The sequence below is a fragment of the Vogesella alkaliphila genome (assembly GCF_014652475.1).
Lineage (GTDB): Bacteria > Pseudomonadota > Gammaproteobacteria > Burkholderiales > Chromobacteriaceae > Vogesella > Vogesella alkaliphila.
Genome location: NZ_BMYW01000012.1, coordinates 70,734 through 89,355 on the forward strand (window position 1 = coordinate 70,734; position 18,622 = coordinate 89,355).

The window sequence follows — 18,622 nt, forward strand, 5'->3', positions numbered from 1 at the left end:
AGAAAGCGCCGGCGCGCGGTGCGGACCGCGGCCGGACGGGGCAGGCGTCAGCGCGGCTTGGCCGGACGCTGCTTGTCGATTTCGCGCAAACGCGCCTCGACGGTGGAGCGCAGGTAGAAGTCGTCGCCGCCGGCGCGGCTGGCGAGCTGGTACTGGATGCGCGCCGATTCAAACTCCTGTTCGATATAGAACGCGTGGCCCAGCGCGGCGTGGTAGCGCAGCGCGTCGGCCTCGCCGTAGCTGCGCGCCGCCAGCCGCCACAGCGCGGCGTTGTCGGGCGCGCGCTTGAGCGCCAGCTCGATCTGCTGCCGCGCCTCGGCGCTGCGCCGCGCCTGCAGCAGGGTGTCGATGCGCGCCAGCCACAGCGCGTCGTTGGACGGGAATTGCTGCAGCGCCTGCTGGTAGCGTGCCAGCGCGCCGTCAAGGTTGGCCGCAGCGCGCTGGATGTCGCCGCCCAGCAGCAGCAGCGCCGGATGCGGCGGCAGTTGCCGCTGCGCGCTGGCCAGCGCCTGCTGCGCCTCGTCGTGGCGGCCCAGCTGCAACAGCGCGCGCGCGAGGCCGTAATACGTCGCCCCCGGCTGCAGGAAGCGGCCGGCGGCCAGCGCGGTGCGGTAGTGGCGCTCGGCCTCGGCGGCGCTGAGGGTGGCCAGACGCAGCTTCTCGCGCATCAGCAGGAAATCCTGGCTGTCGGCGCGCATGCGCAGCGGGTAGCCCTGCGCGCGGTTCTGCGCCTCGCTGACGCGCTCGCCGGTCAGCGGGTGGGTGCGCAGGAAGCCGAAGGCGTTGTTGTCGTTGTGGCGGTGGGTCTGCTGCAGGCGGTCGAAAAAGCCGGCCATGCTGCGCGCGTCGAAGCCGGCGGCGGTCAGGTACTGCATGCCGATGCGGTCGGCCTCGCGTTCGAAATCGCGCGAGTAGGCCAGCTGGCGGCTGGCGGCGAGGCCGACGCCGGCGTTGACCATGCCGGCGCTGACTTCGCCGTTGGACGCGTTGGACGCCAGCACCCCGGCCAGGATCGCCGCCAGCATCAGCAGGTGGCGGTTGCCCTCGCCCTCCTGCATCCGCGCCAGATGGCGCTGGCTGACGTGGGCGATCTCGTGCGCCAGCACCGAGGCCAGTTCGCCCTCGCTCTGCGTCGCCAGCAGCAGGCCGCTGTGCACGCCGATCACGCCGCCGGGCAGCGCGAAGGCGTTGATGCTGCGGTCGTTGACGACGAAGAAAGCAAAGCGCATCCCCGGCAGCTGTGCACCGGCGGCCAGCCGCCCGCCGAGGTCGGCGAGGTAGGCGTTGACCTCGGCGTCGTCGATCACGTCGCCGTCGCCGCGCAGCGAACGCAGGATGTCGCGGCCGATGCGGTTTTCCTCCGCCTGCGGCAGGGCGGACTCGGCCACCGTGCCCAGGCTGGGCAGGTCGTTGGCGGCGAACAGCGGCGGCGCGGCCAGGGTGGCGAGCAGGCTGGCGACGAACAGGGCACGGCGGGAGTGTCGTTTCATGCCGGTATGATAACGAGCGGCGGCAGGAAGTTGCACGCGGTGCGTACTTTTCAGATCTGGTAGTCGCTGCCGGGGCACAGCTGCTGGATGGCGATGTGGGTGGACAGGTGCAGGCGGCCGTCGAAGCGCGCGGCCAGCCCGGCGCGCTTGCACACGTCCAGCACCGGGCCCTTGACCTCGGCCAGGTGCAGGCGGATGCCGCGCTCGGCGAGGCCGTCGTCCAGCCGCTCCAGCATCGAAAGCGCGGTCATGTCGAGGCGGTTGACCGCGCTCATCACCAGCAGCAGGCTGTGGCTGTCCGGACTGGCGGCGGCCAGCTGCTGGATGGCGTTGCCGACGTGGCGGGCATTGCCGAAGAACAGGCTCTCGTCGACGCGCAGCAGCAGCACGCCGGGCAGCGGCTCGGTGTGGTAGCGCAGCACGTTGCGGAAGTGCTCGGTGCCCGGCACCCGCCCCAGCACCGCGATGTGCGGCCGGCTGCTGCGCATCAGCCACACCGACAGCGAGATCACCACCCCGGCGACGATGCCGGCGTCGACGCCCAGCGCCAGCACCAGCAGGAAGGTGACGGCAAACGCCACCGCGTCGGCGCGTTCGGTGCGCCACGCGGCGCGCAGCGCGGAAAAATCGATCATCACCGCCACCGAGGCGATGATGGTGGCGGCCAGCACCGCCAGCGGCAGATTGGCCAGCAGCGCGGTGGCGGTGCTCAGCAGCAACACCATCAGCGCGGCGGTGATCAGCGACGCGAGCTGGGTATTGGCGCCAGCGTCGGCATTGACCACCGAGCGGGTCAGGCCGCCGGTGACCGGAAAGCCGCCGCAGAGACCGGCGCCGAGATTGCACAAGCCCAGCGCCAGCAGCTCGCGGTCGGGGTCGATGGTTTCGCGCCGCGGCGCGGCCAGCATCTGCGCCACCGACAGGCTCTGCACGTAGTTGATCAGCGCGATGAAGAAGGCCGGCATCACCAGCGGCGCGAGGCCCAGCGACGGCAGCGCCGCCAGCCGCAGCGACGGCAGCCCGCCGGGCACCACGCCGACCACCGGCAGCCGCGACTGCCAGCCGGCCAGCGTCACCGCCAGCAGGCCGCCCAGCACCACCAGCATCGGCGCGGTGCGCGACAGCGGGCGCGCCACGCCGGATGCCAGCCCCAGCGCGTGCAGCAGGCCGGCCAGATAGCGCCGCGCCAGCACCAGCCCCAGCAACGCGACCAGCCCCAGCAACAGCGCCAGCGGATTGAAGGCCGCGACATGGGCGAAGAAGGCCTGCGCGATGTCCGGCAGGCTGGCGCCGCCGGCGCGGAAGCCGGCCAGCGGTGCCAGCTGCGACAGCACGATCAACAGCGCCGAGGCGGCGGTGAAACCGGCCAGCACCGGCTGCGACAGCGCGTCGGCGAGGAAGCCGAGGCGCAGCAGGCCGAACAGGAACAGCATGGCGCCGGACAGCAGCGCCAGCCAGATGGCCGCCAGCAGGTAGTCGTCGCTGCCGGCTGCGGCCAACCTTGACAGCGTCGCCGCCACCAGCAGCGAGGTCACCGCCATCGGTCCCACCGACTGCGCGTGGCTGCCTCCGCTGAACGCGTACAGCAGCAGCGGCAGCAGGCTGGCGTAGAGGCCGGCTTCCGGCGGCAGGCCGGCCACCAGCGCATAGGCCAGCCCCTGCGGCACCAGCAGCAGGGTGACGATCACCCCGGCGCTGACGTCGCCGGGCAGGTCGGCACGGCGGTAGTGGCGCAGCCAGCGCGGCAACCAGCTCATCGCGACAGCGCTTTGTCCAGCGGCCGGAACAGCAACATGCCCGCCACCATCGCCAGCACGAACACCAGCCCCGGCCATTGCAGGCTGCCCAGCAGCACCAAGCCCGGGCCGGGACAGATGCCGGCGATGCCCCAGCCGATGCCGAACAGCACGCTGCCCAGCACCAGCCGCGGCGTGATGCCGGTCTTGCCCGGCAGGTGGATGGGCGCGCCCGACCACGCCGGCAGCTGGCGCTGGCTGCGCGACTCGGCGAGGCGGAACAGCGGCAGGCCGACGGCGATGGCGCCGCCCATCACCAGCGCCAGCGACGGATCCCAGGCCCCGGCCAGATCGAGAAAACCGATCACCTTCTGCGGATTGCTCATTCCCGACAGCAGCAGGCCGATGCCGAACAGCAGGCCGATGGCGAACGCCTGTCCCGCTTGTGCACGATGTTTCATCTTGTTCTCCTCACGCCAGCAGGTGGCGCAGCAGGTAGACCGCGGCAAAGCCGGCGCCCATGAACGACAGCGTCGCCACCAGCGAGCGCGGCGACAGCCGCGACAGGCCGCAGACGCCGTGCCCGCTGGTGCAGCCGGAGGCAAAGCGGGTGCCGACGCCGACCAGCAGCCCGGCCAGCAGCAGCTGCGGGGTATCGGCCATCATCCTGACCGCCGGCAGCTCGCCGCGCAGCAGCAGGTACAGCGCCGGCGCCAGCAGCAGGCCGCCGATAAAGGCGGCGCGCACGTCGCGGTCCGGCGCGCCGTCTACCAGGCCGCCCAGCAGGCCGCTGATGCCGGCGATGCGTCCCAGCCCCAGCGCCATCCACGCCGCGGCCAGCCCGATCAGCACGCCGCCGGCCAGTGCGGCCAACAGCGCCGCCGGATCCCAGATGATGGTCATGATGTGTCTCCTTGGTCAGGGCGACGGCGGTTGCGGTCCCGCCTCGTCGCCACAAAACAGGCTATGCAAGGTGCCGAGGATGGCCATCGCCTCCTGGCTGGCTACACTGTAGTAGATCCACTTGCCCTCGCGCCGGGTGTTGACCAGCGCCTCGTTGCGCAGCACGCCCAGCTGCTGCGACAGCGTCGGCTGCCGGATGCCGGTCAGCCGTTCCAGCTCGGACACGCTCTTCTCGCCGTCCACCAGCTGGCACAGCAGCAGCAGCCGGTCTTCGTTGGCCAGGCTTTTCAGCAGGCTGGTGGCACGGGACGCGTTGTCATGCAGGATGCTCAGATCCATGGTCATTACTTCCTCCTGTCTGTCTTGTTCTTTTTGAATGTCGCAGCACGTCTTTATTATATTTACAAATATAATGTAACGCAATATATTGATAGCACTACCGTTCCATACCGAGGAGTCACGATGAATCCCCAAGTCCACGCCAGTTTCGACCCCGTCACCTGGACCATCAGCTATGTGGTGTACGACCAGCCGGGCGGCCACGCGGCGATCATCGACCCGGTGCTGGACTACGACCCCAAGTCCGGGCGCACCGCCACCGCCGCCGCCGACCGGCTGCTGGCCTTCGTGCGCGAGCAGCGGCTGACGCTGGACTGGATCATCGAGACCCACGCCCACGCCGACCACCTGTCCGCCGCCGCCTACCTGCAACGGCAGCTGGGCGGCCGCATCGCCATCGGCGACCGGATCGACGGCGTGCAGCGCGTGTTCAAGGGCATTTTCAATCTCGAACCCGGCTTCGCCACCGACGGCCGGCAATTTGACCACCTTTTTGCCGACGGCGACACCTTTGCCATCGGCCAGCTGCAGGCACAGGCCATCGCGGTGCCCGGCCACACCCCGGCCGACATGGCCTACCACATCGGCGACGCGATCTTTGTCGGCGACACCCTGTTCCTGCCCGACGTCGGCACCGCGCGCTGCGACTTCCCCGGCGGCGACGCGGCGACCCTGTACCGCTCCATCCGCCGGCTGCTGTCGTATCCCGACCACACCCGGCTGTTCATGTGCCACGACTACCCGCCGGAGGGGCGCGCACCGCAGTGGCAGTGCACGGTGGCCGAGCAGCGCGCGCACAACATCCACGTCCACGACGGCATCAGCGAGGCCGACTTCGTACGGCTGCGCGAGGCACGCGACGCGACGCTGGCGATGCCGGTGCTGATCCTGCCGGCGATCCAGGTCAATATCCGCGCCGGCCAGCTGCCGCCGGCCGAGGACAATGGCACCGCCTACTTAAAAATCCCGCTGAACCTGCTGTAAACTGCAGCCATCGTGACGACATCGGGCGCGCGGCGACCCGTACCCTAATGGACCCCCATCCCCTGCCCCCGGCGCCGGCGCGACTGGTGCACGAGCGCGGCGTGCCGGCCTTCGGCATGTACCGCGGCACCGTCGAACAACTGTCCTGGCGCGCGCTGAAGGCGCCGCTGGCCAAGCAACTGACGCGCCAGCTGCACCACAAGCGCTGGCAATACGCCGCCATCGGCCACGCCGACTTCTTCATCGGCGTGGCGGTGGTCGATACCGGCTGGTGCGGCAGCGCCTTTGCCTACCTGTTCGACCGCCGCCGCCGCGAGCTGGTCGCCAGCTTCAGCAGCAACGGCCTGCCGCTGATCTCCACCCGCATCGAAAACCGCAGCTTCGGCGACGCCACCTTCCGTCAGGGCAAGGACTGCATCGCCTTCCGTCGCGCCGACGGCCGCCTGGAGCTGACCGTCAACACCCCGGCGCTGCGGCTGGCGGCGCACATCGCGCTGCCGGCGCCGCACAGCGTGCTCGCCGCCATCGCCCCCGGCAACTGGCTGGCGCACGCCACCCACAAGAGCAGCGCGTTGCCGATCAGCGGCTTTGCCGACTGCGGCGGCCGGCGCCTGGCGCTGGACGACGCCATCGCCAGCCTCGACGCCTCCAACGGCCTGCTGGCGCGCGACACTGCGTGGCGCTGGGCCAGCGCCCACGACCACCACATCGGCTTCAACCTGCAGCAGGGCTATATGGGCGACGCGGAAAACGCGGTGTGGCTGGACGGCGTGCCGCACCGTGTCGGCGCCGCCCGCTTCGACTTCGACGCCGCGCAGCCGCTGGCGCCGTGGCAGATCCGCACCGACGACGGCGCGGTGGCGCTGACCTTCACCCCGGAGGGCGTGCGCCGGCAGGAGCAGGAACTGCTGATCGCCGCCAGCCGCTACCTGCAGCCGATCGGCCGCTTCAGCGGCCGCATCCTCCACCCGCACACCGGCGTCGCGCACGAGGTGTCGCAGCTGCTCGGCGTCACCGAAGACCACCACTCGCGCTGGTAATTGCGGCCAACGTTGGCCGCAAGCCGAACGCTGTCCGCCGCCGCCTGTCTCATGATGCAGGGAGCGGCCGTCCACCGGCTGCCGGCCGCGGGCGTCCCGCCGCGGTGCCTTGCCTGGAGTGCGGCCAACCATGTTCGACAAGATCCTGATCGCCAACCGTGGTGAAATCGCGCTGCGCGTGCTGCGCGCCTGCCACGAGCTGGGCATCAAGACGGTGGTGGCGCACTCCGAGGCCGACCGCGACACCAAGTACGTGAAGCTGTCCGACGAGTCGGTGTGCATCGGCCCGCCGCCGCCGGCGCACAGCTACCTGCACATCCCGGCCATCATCGCCGCCGCCGAGGTCACCCGCGCGCAGGCCATCCACCCCGGCTACGGCTTCCTGTCGGAAAACGCCGGCTTCTCGCAGTGCGTGGAGGAGTCCGGCTTCGTGTTCATCGGCCCGCGCGCCGACACCATCCGCCTGATGGGCGACAAGGTGTCGGCCAGGCAGGCGATGCAGGCCGCCGGCGTGCCCTGCGTGCCCGGCTCCGACGGCGCGCTGCCGGACAACGACAAGGCGGTGCTGAGGATCGCGGGCAAGATCGGCTACCCGCTGCTGATCAAGGCCGCCGCCGGCGGTGGCGGCCGCGGCATGCGCGTGGTGCGGCAGGCCGGCGAGCTGCTGGACGCGATCCGGATCACGCAGCGCGAGGCCGACGCCGCCTTCGGCAACGCCAGCGTGTACCTGGAGCAGTACCTGACGGCGCCGCGCCATATCGAGTTCCAGGTCCTGGCCGACGAGCACGGCAACGCCATCCACCTGGGCGAGCGCGACGGCTCGATGCAGCGCCGCCACCAGAAGGTGATCGAGGAGGCGCCGGCGCCCGGCATCAGCGCCGCCCAGCGCAAGAAAATCGGCGCGGCCTGTGCCGACGCCTGCCGCCGCATCGGCTACCGCGGCGCCGGCACCTTCGAGTTCCTGTACCAGGACGGCGAGTTCTACTTCATCGAGATGAACACCCGCGTGCAGGTGGAGCACCCGGTGACCGAGATGATCAGCGGCATCGACATCGTGCAGGAGCAGATCCGCGTCGCCGCCGGCCTGCCGCTGCGCTACACGCAGGAACAGGTGGTGCTGCGCGGCCACGCGATGGAGTGCCGTCTCAACGCCGAGGACGCGTTCAGCTTCATCCCGTCGCCGGGGCGCATCGCGCACTACCACCCCGCCGGCGGCCCCGGCATCCGCATCGATTCGCACATCTACCAGGGCTACCAGGTGCCGCCGCACTATGATTCGATGATCGGCAAGCTGATCGCCTACGGCGACGACCGCGAGCAGGCGATGGCGCGCATGCGCGGGGCGCTGCGCGAGCTGTCGATCAGCGGCATCGACACCAATATCGCGCTGCACCAGCTGCTGTTCAGCGACCCCGGCTTCATCGCCGGCCGCACCAGCATCCACTATCTGGAACAGTGGCTGGCCGACCGCCGCCAGGGCGCGCCGGGATGAGCGCGCCGCCCGCAACGGCACGGCCGCCCGCCGCGCCAAACCCCGGCCGTGACGCGGTCGGGCCGGCCCCCGCGCGGCACGAGACCGTCGCCAGAACCCGTGGTAGCATGGCGCCCGACCCCGATAGAGCAAACACACCAATCCCGTGACCCTGCCCGCTACCCGCGGGCACACTTCAAGACAGGAGAACACCATGGGCCTGCTTAACAGCTTGCTGGAACACAACCGCGCCTTCGTCGCAGCGCGCGAATACGAGCAATTCAGTACCGACAAATTCCCGGACAAGAACCTGGTCGTGCTGTCCTGCATGGACGCGCGGCTGGTGGAGCTGCTGCCCAAGGCGATGGGGCTGAAGAACGGCGACTTCAAGCTGATCAAGAACGCCGGCGCGCTGGTCACCCACCAGTGGGGCTCGGTGATGCGCTCGCTGCTGGTGGCGGTGTACGAGCTGCGCGCCGAGGAAATCTGCATCGTCGCCCACCACGACTGCGGCATGCGCGCCATCGACCCGAGCCGCATCCTGGACCATGCGCAGGAACGCGGCGTGTCGGCGGAAACCATCGCCACCCTGCGCGGCGCCGGCATCGACCTGGACAGCTGGCTGAAGGGCTTCGACAACGTGCAGGACAGCGTGCGCCACACCGTGGCCACCATCCGCAGCCATCCGCTGATGCCGAAAGACATCCCGGTGCACGGCCTGGTCATCCACCCGGCCACCGGCAAGCTGGATGTGGTCATCGATGGCAACCAGCCCGGCTGAGCGCCCGCCGCGCGTCGGCGTGTTCGGCGGCACCTTCGACCCGCTGCACGCCGCCCACCTGCGCCTGGCGCGCGCCTTCCGCGACCAGCTGGCGCTGGACGAGGTCAGGCTGATCCCGGCCGGCCAGCCCTACCACCGCGAGCACGCCCCGCACGCCAGCGCCGCACAGCGGCTGGCGATGCTGGACGCGGCGCTGGCGACCGAGGCGCCCGGCCTGGTCAGCGACGACCGCGAGGTGCGCCGCGCGCGTCCCGCCTACACCGTCGACACGCTGCAGGAGCTGCGCGACGAGCTGGGCGCAGAGGCCGAGCTGTGGTTCCTGATCGGCGGCGATTCGCTGCAACAGCTGCACACCTGGCAACGTTGGCCGCAGCTGCTGCGGCTGGCCAACCTGGCGGTCGCCATCCGCCCCGGCTTTGTCGCGGCCGACCTCGATCCGGCCGTCGCCGCCCTGTGGCAGGCGCGGCAAGTATCTGATTTTTCAAATCGAACGCCTTCCGGTACAATCCGCGCCTTGGACTTGCCGCCCATCACCCTCTCTGCCACCGCCATCCGCCAGCAACTGGCGACGGGGCAGGACTGCAGCGCGCTGCTGCCTGCGGCGGTGCTGGCCTATATCCGCCAGCACCGGCTGTACCGCTAACGCCGCGCAACACGCGGCGGCAAGCAGGATTTGCACTGGCCGGCGGTTGCCGGCCGTTTGCTCTTTTGCGGAACCTCTGGCCACGCCGGGCGCTGACGCGTCGCCACGTCCCCTGACACCGAATATCAAGGATGCACATGGAAGTTCAAGAAATCGTCAAACTGGCCATCAACGCGCTGGAAGACGTTAAAGGCAAAAACATCGTGTCGCTGGACACCAGCAAGCTGACCTCGCTGTTCTCGCACCTGATCGTCGCCACCGGCGACTCCAACCGTCAGGTGAAGGCACTGGCCAATAACGTGGCGGTGGACCTGAAGGCCGCCGGCGTCGACATCGTCGGCACCGAAGGCCACGAAAGCGGCGAGTGGGTACTGGTCGACGCCGGCGACGTGGTCATCCACGTGATGCTGCCGGCGGTGCGCGACTACTACGACATCGAGGCACTGTGGGGCGGCCAGAAGCCGTCGTTCGTGCCGGTCGGCGGCCGTCCGTGGGACGCCACCGCGGAGTAAGCCCCGCCCTGCCGTGACCGCAAGCGCACCGCCCAGGCGGTGCGTTGTGCTTTGCGGCCAACCTTTTGCCCCTGTAGCCCTGCCATGAAAATTACCCTGCTGGCCGTCGGCACCAAGATGCCGCGCTGGGTGGACGAAGCGTTCAACGACTACGCCAAGCGCTTCGGCCGCGATATCAGCTTCGAGCTGAAAGAGATCAAGCCGGAGAAACGCGGCGGCGGCGTCACCGCCGAGAAGGGCATCGCCGCCGAGCACGAGCGCATCGTGGCCGCCATCCCGCCGCGCAGCAAGCTGCTCATCCTCGACGAGCGCGGCCGCAACTGGACCTCGGTTCAGCTGGCCGGCGCGATGAAGGAGTGGATGGCCGGCGGCGACGACATCTGCATCGTCATCGGCGGCGCCGACGGCCTGTCACAGGAACTGAAGGCACGCGCCGACATCATGTTGCAGCTGTCGGCGATGACGCTGCCGCACGGCATGGTGCGCGTACTCCTGGCCGAGCAGCTGTACCGCGCCTACTCCATCCTCAACAACCACCCCTACCACCGCGAATAGGCCCCGCCGTTGCGGCCAACCCTGGCCGCAGGCTCACGCTGCCTGCGAGCCGGCGGCCATCGCCAGTGGCGGTAATGCCCAGCACTGGCGGGCGCGGTGGCACTGGGGGCTGCCCTCGTGCAGATCGCGGCAGGCACTGCTGCGCAGCGGGTAGATGCTGCAGCCGACCTGGCGCCCGACCTCGCCCTGCAGCGCGATACAGCGCGGCGTGGCCGACCAGGTGCCGCGCATGCAGCGATGGAAGGCATCGCGCCGTTCGGTGAGCGCGACCGGCACCGTACCGCCGCCGTCATCGGCCTCCGCCCAGTAGAACGACACCCGGAAACTGGCGCAGCAGGCGCCGCAATCTTGACAGGCAGAATGAGAGACCGACATGGTGTAACAGGCTGCGAGACCGGCATGGCAAAAAAGTTGGCCGTTATTTTTTGCAACGTCACCACCGCCGTCAAGTGCCGGGCGACGCCGACACCGTGTCAGTCGCGGCGACGCCGCACACACCCCACCACGTGACAACAGCGACAGTGCTGCTGCACTGTCGCAGCATTTGTCGCATTCAATTTAAACACTTTTACAACAAATCGAAGAGGCGCCGATTCCGCTCAGTGCCTTGCCCCTGCTCGACATACGCCAATTGCATAAAAAAGACCATTCCGCCAGCCAACTCTTGACTGGAAAACGGCCACTCCGATCATTAACATGAAGTTATCGCTCCTTTAACCTGAGCCCGAGTTCTTTACATCATGATCAACCGCCTGCTACCGACCATCGTGCTGCTGCTGGCCACAAGCCCGGCTTTGGCACTCGGTCCCCTCCCCGCCGATGATTTCCTCGCCGACGCGGTGCGCCCCGGTCTCGGCGCCACCCTCAGCTTCGATACCCTGCCGGAACCACCGCCGGCGCCCGAGTCGCGCGGCGACACGGTGCCGGACGTCAAGGCGCCGGGCTACAACCGGCAGCAGGCGGCGCTGTTCAACAAGCTGATCCACCAGGTCGCGCGTGAACACCAGCTGGACCCGCAGCTGCTGCACGCCATCGTCACCGTCGAATCCGGCTACAACCCGGGGGCCACCTCGCCCAAGGGCGCGCAGGGCCTGATGCAGCTGATGCCGGATACCGCCGCCCGCTTCGGCGTGCGCAACCGGGCCGATCCGCTGCAGAGCCTGCGCGGCGGCGCGCGCTACCTGCGCTTCCTGCAGGGCTACTTCAAGCAGGACATGACGCTGGTGATCGCCGCCTACAACGCCGGCGAGGGCGCGGTCGGCAAGTACCGCAACACCGTCCCGCCGTATCGCGAGACCCGCGACTACGTGGCCAAGGTGCTGGCGTCCTACGAGTCGCGCGCCGGCCAGCCGCTGGTGCCCTCGCGCCAGCCGCGCTTCCAGCTGATCCTGCCGCCACCGCGCTACCCGCTGTAAGGTGACCGACCCATGCAAAAGCCCCTGTCCGCGGACAGGGGCTTTTGTTTGCCGGGCATGCCGCGACTCAGCGTGCGGCGAGGCTGGCGGCCAGCCGTTTCAGGCTGTGCCAGGCGTCACCCTGCGCCACGCCCTTGATCTGGCGGTCGATGTGCGCGCACTCGGTCAGCGCCTGCATCAGCCGCGCGCCGCCGATGCGCTTCAGCGCCGGCTCCGCCAGCCGCTGCTTGTCGCCCCACAGCCGCAACTCGCCCGCCATGTCGCGCACGCTGCGGCCGTCCTTCAGGCCGCGGCCGAGCTTGATCAGCATGCGCACGTCCTCGGTGAACGACCACAACACCAGCACCGGTGCCTCGCCTTCCGCCTCCAGCCCGTCCAGCATGCGCGCGGCGCGCGCCACGTCGCCGGCCAGCCAGCTCTCGGACAAATGAAAGACGTCGAAGCGCGCCACGTTGGCCACCGCGTCGCGGATGTCGGCCAGGCTCAGCTCGCCCTGCGGGTACAGCAGCGCCAGCTTGTCGATCTCCTGTTTCGCCGCCAGCAGGTTGCCCTCGACGCGGTCGGCAAAGAAGCTGGCCGCGTCGTGGTTCAGGCTCTGGCCCTGGCGCTGCAGCCGCCGCGCGATCCACGCCGGCAGCTCGCCGCGCGCCACCGGTTTCGCCTCGGTGATCACCGCGCTCTTTTCCAGCGCGGCAAACCACTTGCTCTTCTGCTGGCTGCGGTCCAGCTTGGGCAGTTGCAGCAGGGTGATGGTATCCGGCGGCGGGCTTGCGGCCAACCTTTGCAGCGCCTCGCCGCCCTCCAGCCCCGGCTTGCCGCCGGGAATGCGGATTTCCAGCAGCTTGAGGCTGGCAAACAGCGACACGCTGCTCATCGCGTCGTTCAGCTGCGACCAGTCGAAGTGCGCGCCCTCCACCGTCAGCACCTCGCGCTCGGCATAGCCGGCCTGCCGGGCGCGGCTGCGCAGCGCGTCGGCCGCCTCCAGCGCCAGCAGCGCCTCCTCGCCGTGGATCACGTACAGCGGCGCCAGACCGCGCGCCAGCTGCGTGACAAAGGCGTCAGGGCTTAGTGCTGGCATGGCCCGGCTTCGGCAGGTAGGCGAGACGGTGCATCAGCTGCTCGGCGGCATCGCGGCGCATGTCTTCCAGCAGCAGCGCTTCCTCGCGCTCCTTGCCCAGCACCGCGCTGTCGCTGTACGTCAGCTCGCGGCGCACCACCACCGTCAGCGGCAGCGGCTGCTCGTCGCCCTTGCGCTGCACGCTGGCCTCGACGCGGTAGGTGAGCAGGTACTCGTTGACCTTGCCGCCGCGGTTGATGGTCAGGATGTCCTTGGCGTTGGCGGTGCTGTCGATGGTCAGTACCACCTCGGCGTCGGCGGCGCGGCTTTGCAGCTGCACGCGGCCGTCGCGCTGCAGCGCGCTTTGCAGCGGCTCGGCCAGGTTGCCCGCCTGCTGGATGGCGATGCTGGCAAACGGCAGCGGCGTCAGCGGTGCCGACAGCCCGCGCAGGTGAAAGCCGCAGGCGCTCAGCGCCAGCAGGGCGCCGGCCAGCAGCGTGCTCTTGATCAGTCGGTTCATGTGACACTCCGGTGGGCGCCGTTGTGAAAACGCGGCTGACGGGGATGCCCGTCAGCCGCCCTGTTTCCTTGCGGCGCGTGGCTAGCGGGATTAAACGACGATGTTCACCAGGCGGCCCGGCACCACGATGATCTTCTTGGCCGGCTTGCCTTCCATGAACTTGATCACGTTGTCGTGCGCCAGCGCGGCGGCTTCGATCACGTCCTTGCCGGCGTCGGCGGCGACGGTGACGCTGCCGCGCAGCTTGCCGCACACCTGCACCATCAGCTCGATCTCGCTCTTCACCAGCGCGCTCTCGTCCACTTGCGGCCAGGCCTGCGCCAGCAGCTCGCTGCCCGGGCGCAGCGCGCTCCAGATCGCCTCGGTGATGTGCGGCACAATCGGCGACAGCAGGATGGTGACCGCCTCCAGCACTTCCTGCGCCACGGCGCGGCCAACGTCACCGCCGGTATCGGCCTTGTCGTAGGTGTTCAGCAGCTCCATCACCGCGGCGATGGCGGTGTTGAACTGCAGGCGGCGGCCGTAGTCGTCGGCCACTTTCTGGATGGTGCTGTGCAGCTTGAAGCGCAGCTCCTTCTGGCTGGCGTTCAGCTCGCCACCGGCATAAGCGGTGGTGATGCCGGCGGCCACGTGCTCGCGGCTGAGCTTCCACAGGCGCTTCAGGAAGCGGAACGCACCTTCCACGCCGGCGTCCGACCATTCCAGCGACTGCTCCGGCGGTGCGGCGAACATCATGAACAGGCGCGCGGTGTCGGCGCCGTAGTTCTCGATGAACTCCTGCGGATCGACGCCGTTGTTCTTGGACTTGGACATCTTCTCCACGCCGCCCACGATCACCGGCAGGCCGTCGACGCGGTGGGTGGCACCGGTGATTTTGCCCTTGGCGTCGCGCTCCAGCACCACGTCCTGCGGCGCGATCCAGTCTTTCGAACCATTCGGCAGGTCGCGGTAGAAGGTCTCGCAGATCACCATGCCCTGCGTCAGCAGGCTCTTGAACGGCTCGTCGCTGTCCACCAGGCCTTCGTCACGCATCAGCTTGTGGAAGAAACGCGCGTACAACAGGTGCAGGATCGCGTGTTCGATGCCGCCCACGTACTGGTCCACCTGCAGCCAGTAGTTGGCCGCATGCTTGTCCAGCATCGCGGTGTCGCACTTCGGGCTGGCGTAGCGCGCGTAGTACCAGCTGGACTCCACGAAGGTGTCCATGGTGTCGGTTTCGCGGCGGGCCGCGCCACCGCATTTCGGGCAGCTGGTCTCGTAGAATTCCGGCATTTTGGCGAGCGGCGAACCGGCGCCATCGGGAATCACGTTTTCCGGCAGTACCACCGGCAGCTGCTCGGCCGGTACCGGCACGTCGCCGCAGCACGGGCAGTGGATGATCGGGATCGGGCAGCCCCAGTAGCGCTGGCGGCTGATGCCCCAGTCGCGCAGGCGGTACTGGGTCTTCTTGGCACCGGCGGACTTGGCTTCCAGGTCGGCGACGATGGCGTCAAACGCACCGGCGAAGTCCAGGCCGTCGTACTTGCCGCTGTTGATGGTGGTCAGGCCTTCCTTGGCGCCGTACCAGTCTTGCCACTGGCTGGCGTCGAAGTTGTCCTCGCCGGCGGCCGGGGCGTACACCTGCGTGATAGTCAGCTGGTACTTGTTGGCGAACTCGAAGTCGCGCTCGTCGTGCGCCGGCACCGCCATCACCGCGCCTTCGCCGTAGCCCCACAGCACGTAGTTGGCGATCCACACCGGCAGCTTGGCGCCGGTCAGCGGGTGGATGACGAACAGGCCGGTATCGACGCCCTTCTTCTCCATCTTGGCCACGTCGGCCTCGGCCACCGAGCCGGCCTTGCACTCGGCGATGAAGGCCTGCAATTCAGGCTTGGCCGCAGCGGCCTGGGTGGCCAGCGGGTGCTCGGCGGCGACGGCGACGTAGGTGGCGCCCATCAGCGTGTCCGGACGGGTGGTGTACACCTTCATCACGCCGTCATGGCCGATGCTGTCCGTGTCGTAGGCAAAGGACACGTCGGAGCCGAAGCTCTTGCCGATCCAGTTGCGCTGCATGGTCTTCACCTGCTCCGGCCAGCCGTCCAGCTTGTCCAGGTCGTTCAGCAGCTCGTCCGCGTACTGGGTGATGGCGAAGTAGTACATCGGGATTTCACGCTTTTCCACCAGCGCGCCGGAGCGCCAGCCGCGGCCGTCGACCACCTGCTCGTTGGCCAGCACGGTCTGGTCCACCGGGTCCCAGTTCACCACGCCGTTCTTCTTGTAGATGATGCCCTTCTCGAACAGGCGGGTGAACAGCCACTGCTCCCAGCGGTAGTAGTCGGGCTTGCAGGTGGCCAGCTCGCGGTCCCAGTCCAGCGCGAAGCCGAGGCTGTCCAGCTGCTTCTTCATGTACTCGATGTTGGCGTAGGTCCACGCCGCCGGCGCGCCGCCGTTCTTCATCGCCGCGTTTTCGGCCGGCAGGCCGAAGGCGTCCCAGCCCATCGGTTGCAGCACGTTGAAACCCTGCGCGCGCTTGAAGCGGGCCAGCACGTCGGTGATGGTGTAGTTGCGCACGTGGCCCATGTGCAGCTTGCCGGACGGATAGGGGAACATCGACAAGGCGTAGTATTTCGGGCGGGTGGTGTCTTCGACGGCTTTGAAGGCGGCGGTCGCCTGCCACTTCTGCTGGGCGGCGGCTTCAAGCTCGCGCGGGCTGTATTGTTCTTGCATGGGGATCTCTAGGCGCAAAAAAGCGTGAAAATTCAATCGCAACATTATAGCGGCGAGTTGCCATCGCCGCGAAGCGCTGCGCGGAAAAGGTTGGCCGCAACGCGGCCCAGGACCTGTTAACCCTGGCGCAGCAGGCCGAGCAGCATCTCGCTGGCCATCACCGCCATCAGCAGCGCAAAGCCCTTTTTCAGCTTCGCCACCGGCAACGCGTGGGCGGCGCGGGCGCCCAGCGGCGCGCACAGCACCGTCATCAGCATCAGCGTCAGCATCGCCGGCAGGTAGATGAAGCCGAACGCGCCCCACGGCAGCCCCGGCGTCTGCCAGCCGGCGGTCAGGTAGCCCAGCGCGCCGGACACCGCGATCGGCCAGCCCAGCGCGGCGCTGGTGGCGATGGCGCTGTGCATCGGCACATTGCACCAGCCCATGAACGGCACGCTCATCGAGCCGCCGCCGATGCCGACCCAGCTCGACACCATGCCGATCACGCCGCCGGCGGCGCTCTGCCCGGCGAAGCCCGGCATGTCGCGGCTGGCGGCCGGCGCCGCGCCGAAGAACATCTGCGCGCCGATCACGTAGGCGTAGATCACGAAGAACCAGCGCAGTGCGTTGCCGGGAATCCAGCCGGCCAGCAGGCTGCCGGCGAAGGTGCCGAGCATCATCGCCGGCGCCATGCCGCGCACGATGGCCCAGTTCACTGCGCCCTTCTTGTGGTGCGCGCGCACGCTGGCAAAGCTGGTGAACACCATCACCGCCAGCGAGGTGCCTACCGCCAGATGCTGCACGTAGTGGCCGCCGAGGCCGGCCGCCTCCAGCACGCCGACCACCACCGGCACGATCACCAGCCCGCCACCGACCCCGAGCAGACCGGCGAGAAAACCGGCGACCACGCCGCAGGCGAGCAATACCGCAATCAGCGTCAACGACAGCATCAGAGCAGGTTCTCCATCAGGTAATCCCATTGTTGCGGCGCGACCGGCGTGATCGACAGCCGGTTGCCGCGCTGCAACACCGTCATCTCCAGCAGCGCCGGATGCTGGCGCAAGACGGCCGGCGACAGCAGCGCGGTCTTGCGCACGAAGCGCACGTCGACGCACTGCCAGCGCGGATTGGCCGGGTCGGACCTGGGATCGAAATACGGGCTGGCGGGATCGAACTGGCTGGAATCGGCGTGCGCGGCGCTGGCCACCTCGGCGATGCCGGCGATGCCCGGCTCGGGGCAGGACGAATGCCAGAACAGCAGCTGGTCGCCCGGCTGCATCCGGTCGCGCATGAAATTGCGCGCCTGGTAATTGCGCACCCCGGTCCACTCGAACAGCTTGTCAGGGTTGGCCGCAAGGTGGTCGATGCCCACCTCGTCCGGCTCCGACTTCATCAACCAGTACGCCATGTCCATCCTCCGGCGCCGGTGCTCGCCACCGGGCGCGATGCCATATAATGCGACATTCCCTCCTACCCTCCACAAGAGACAATGTCATGAAAACAGTCCTGCTTGCCAGCCTGGCGCTGCTGCTTGGCGCCTGTACCATCAGCGGCCCGCGCGTGTCGGTGAAGCCGATCGAGATCAAGCCGCTGGAAATCGAGATCGGCGACGGCCATCGCAGCAGCGGTTCCTTCTGCCCGCCGGGCCAGGCCAAGAAAGGCAACTGCTACTAAGCCGCGCCTGCCCGCCTACGCCGGCGCCGCCAGGCGCCGGTAACGGATGAGGCCGGACTCGGTCAGCAGGTAATCCAGCTGCACGTCCCACGCCTCTTTCGGCACCGCCGCCACCCGCTGGCAGTCGAAGGCGACGCCGACCAGCAACGGCCGACGCCAGCGGCGGAAGCCGTTGAGGTAGGCCAGCGTGGTGTCGTAAAAACCGCCGCCCTGCCCCATGCGGTAGCCCTGCTCGTCCACCGCCAGCAGCGGCACGAACAGGATCTCCAGATCACGGGCGCGCCAGTTGGCGCCGTCGAATTCCGGAATGCCGTAGCGGTTGTGATACCAGCGCCCGCGCGCATCCAGCACCGAAAACAGCATCTTGCGCCCGCGCAGCGGCAGCGCCGGCAGCGCCACGCGGCAGCCGTGCGCCAGTGCGCGCGCCATCAGCGCGTCCAGCCCCAGCTCCGAGCCGGTGGCGACATAGGCGCCGATGCGGCGGCCGTGGCGGAAAAAACGGCGGGCATGACGGCTGATCGCCTTTTCGGCGCGATGGCGGTATGCGGAAGGAACGGCTTTGCGCGCCAGGCGAATCTCGCGGCGCAAACGCGCCTTGTCAGCGGCAGCAGAGGGGATCATGGGCGGAAGGGGGAGTCCCCCGCGAGAGTCGATCGGGCCGAATTCGCTTGTACCCTGTTTCCAGGGGGGGTCGCCGGCCAGTAGCTTCGGGCACATCCGCAAAGGGACGCGACACACCTGCTACTCATGCTGACAACCAAAAGCGAACGCATTGGTACAAAGGAATTATGGGCCGTCTCGAACACCGCAGGGGATT

General features: G+C 68.7%; 21 protein-coding genes and 1 other RNA gene. 9 read left to right on the forward strand and 13 right to left on the reverse strand.

Going from position 1 to position 18,622, the window contains the following annotated elements; all coding sequences use genetic code 11:
- Positions 1–47 precede the first annotated feature (47 nt).
- The 5 genes from IE100_RS14815 to IE100_RS14835 are packed head-to-tail and all read right to left on the reverse strand — an operon-like array spanning position 48 to position 4,468.
- Entirely contained in the window at positions 48–1,490 is a 1,443-nt protein-coding gene (locus IE100_RS14815; protein WP_189375198.1) for a M48 family metalloprotease, read from the reverse strand.
- 50 nt (positions 1,491–1,540) lie between these two features.
- A complete protein-coding gene (locus tag IE100_RS14820) occupies positions 1,541–3,247 on the reverse strand; it encodes a SulP family inorganic anion transporter (protein ID WP_189375200.1) in 1,707 nt (568 codons plus the stop codon).
- Positions 3,244–3,687, reverse strand: a complete 444-nt coding sequence (locus IE100_RS14825) for a DUF6691 family protein (RefSeq protein ID WP_189375202.1) — start codon at positions 3,685–3,687, stop codon at positions 3,244–3,246. Before IE100_RS14825 ends, IE100_RS14820 begins: the two co-directional genes overlap by 4 nt.
- Before the next feature lie 10 nt (positions 3,688–3,697).
- Positions 3,698–4,129: a YeeE/YedE family protein gene (locus IE100_RS14830; protein WP_189375204.1), complete on the reverse strand. Its 432-nt coding sequence runs from the start codon at positions 4,127–4,129 to the stop codon at positions 3,698–3,700.
- Between the two features lie 15 nt (positions 4,130–4,144).
- Positions 4,145–4,468 carry an ArsR/SmtB family transcription factor gene (locus IE100_RS14835; RefSeq protein WP_189375300.1) on the reverse strand — a complete coding sequence of 108 codons (324 nt, stop codon included), beginning with the start codon at positions 4,466–4,468 and terminating at the stop codon, positions 4,145–4,147.
- 123 nt (positions 4,469–4,591) lie between these two features.
- On the opposite strand from IE100_RS14835, the gene IE100_RS14840 reads away from it, so the two are divergent.
- The 7 genes from IE100_RS14840 (at position 4,592) to rlmH (ending at position 10,454) form a co-directional block, all read left to right on the forward strand.
- Positions 4,592–5,452, forward strand: coding sequence for an MBL fold metallo-hydrolase (locus IE100_RS14840; RefSeq protein ID WP_189375206.1), 861 nt, complete (start codon positions 4,592–4,594; stop codon positions 5,450–5,452).
- A 47-nt stretch (positions 5,453–5,499) separates the two neighbouring features.
- A complete protein-coding gene (locus IE100_RS14845; RefSeq protein ID WP_189375208.1) occupies positions 5,500–6,492 on the forward strand; it encodes a DUF2804 domain-containing protein in 993 nt (330 codons plus the stop codon).
- A 130-nt stretch (positions 6,493–6,622) separates the two neighbouring features.
- Positions 6,623–7,984 (forward strand): acetyl-CoA carboxylase biotin carboxylase subunit, encoded by a 1,362-nt coding sequence (gene accC / locus IE100_RS14850; RefSeq protein ID WP_189375210.1) that lies wholly within the window; start codon positions 6,623–6,625, stop codon positions 7,982–7,984.
- A 193-nt stretch (positions 7,985–8,177) separates the two neighbouring features.
- A complete protein-coding gene (locus IE100_RS14855; protein WP_189375212.1) occupies positions 8,178–8,744 on the forward strand; it encodes a beta-class carbonic anhydrase in 567 nt (188 codons plus the stop codon).
- Positions 8,725–9,387, forward strand: coding sequence for a nicotinate-nucleotide adenylyltransferase (gene nadD, locus IE100_RS14860; RefSeq protein WP_189375214.1), 663 nt, complete (start codon positions 8,725–8,727; stop codon positions 9,385–9,387). Before IE100_RS14855 ends, nadD begins: the two co-directional genes overlap by 20 nt.
- 137 nt (positions 9,388–9,524) lie before the next feature.
- The gene (rsfS, locus tag IE100_RS14865; RefSeq protein WP_189375221.1) at positions 9,525–9,899 is read left to right on the forward strand and encodes a ribosome silencing factor; all 375 of its coding nucleotides are present in this window, start codon (positions 9,525–9,527) and stop codon (positions 9,897–9,899) included.
- Between the two features lie 84 nt (positions 9,900–9,983).
- Positions 9,984–10,454 carry a 23S rRNA (pseudouridine(1915)-N(3))-methyltransferase RlmH gene (rlmH, locus tag IE100_RS14870; protein WP_189375223.1) on the forward strand — a complete coding sequence of 157 codons (471 nt, stop codon included), beginning with the start codon at positions 9,984–9,986 and terminating at the stop codon, positions 10,452–10,454.
- A gap of 33 nt (positions 10,455–10,487) precedes the next feature.
- Here rlmH and IE100_RS14875 read toward each other — a convergent pair whose 3' ends face one another.
- Positions 10,488–10,772, reverse strand: a complete 285-nt coding sequence (locus IE100_RS14875; protein ID WP_229800405.1) for a YkgJ family cysteine cluster protein — start codon at positions 10,770–10,772, stop codon at positions 10,488–10,490.
- 422 nt (positions 10,773–11,194) lie between these two features.
- On the opposite strand from IE100_RS14875, the gene IE100_RS14880 reads away from it, so the two are divergent.
- Complete coding sequence (locus IE100_RS14880) at positions 11,195–11,869, forward strand: lytic transglycosylase domain-containing protein (protein ID WP_189375228.1); 675 nt, start codon at positions 11,195–11,197, stop codon at positions 11,867–11,869.
- Between the two features lie 67 nt (positions 11,870–11,936).
- Here the strand turns inward: IE100_RS14880 and holA are convergent, their stop codons facing one another.
- From holA to IE100_RS14905, 5 genes are all read right to left on the reverse strand, one after another.
- Entirely contained in the window at positions 11,937–12,947 is a 1,011-nt protein-coding gene (gene holA, locus IE100_RS14885) for a DNA polymerase III subunit delta (protein WP_189375230.1), read from the reverse strand.
- Positions 12,928–13,446 carry an LPS-assembly lipoprotein LptE gene (locus IE100_RS14890; protein WP_189375232.1) on the reverse strand — a complete coding sequence of 173 codons (519 nt, stop codon included), beginning with the start codon at positions 13,444–13,446 and terminating at the stop codon, positions 12,928–12,930. The genes holA and IE100_RS14890 overlap by 20 nt, the downstream gene beginning before the upstream one ends.
- Positions 13,447–13,536: 90 nt before the next feature.
- Positions 13,537–16,152, reverse strand: a complete 2,616-nt coding sequence (leuS, locus tag IE100_RS14895) for a leucine--tRNA ligase (protein WP_189375242.1) — start codon at positions 16,150–16,152, stop codon at positions 13,537–13,539.
- Positions 16,153–16,268: 116 nt separating this feature from the next.
- A complete protein-coding gene (locus IE100_RS14900) occupies positions 16,269–17,081 on the reverse strand; it encodes a sulfite exporter TauE/SafE family protein (RefSeq protein ID WP_189375243.1) in 813 nt (270 codons plus the stop codon).
- The gene (locus IE100_RS14905; protein WP_189375251.1) at positions 17,081–17,539 is read right to left on the reverse strand and encodes an EVE domain-containing protein; all 459 of its coding nucleotides are present in this window, start codon (positions 17,537–17,539) and stop codon (positions 17,081–17,083) included. Before IE100_RS14905 ends, IE100_RS14900 begins: the two co-directional genes overlap by 1 nt.
- A gap of 86 nt (positions 17,540–17,625) precedes the next feature.
- Between IE100_RS14905 and IE100_RS14910 the strand changes: the two genes are divergently transcribed.
- Positions 17,626–17,805, forward strand: coding sequence for a hypothetical protein (locus tag IE100_RS14910; protein WP_189375252.1), 180 nt, complete (start codon positions 17,626–17,628; stop codon positions 17,803–17,805).
- A gap of 15 nt (positions 17,806–17,820) precedes the next feature.
- Here the strand turns inward: IE100_RS14910 and IE100_RS14915 are convergent, their stop codons facing one another.
- Positions 17,821–18,426 (reverse strand): 5-formyltetrahydrofolate cyclo-ligase, encoded by a 606-nt coding sequence (locus IE100_RS14915; protein WP_189375255.1) that lies wholly within the window; start codon positions 18,424–18,426, stop codon positions 17,821–17,823.
- A 12-nt stretch (positions 18,427–18,438) separates the two neighbouring features.
- Positions 18,439–18,622: non-coding RNA, 6S RNA (gene ssrS, locus IE100_RS16645), on the reverse strand.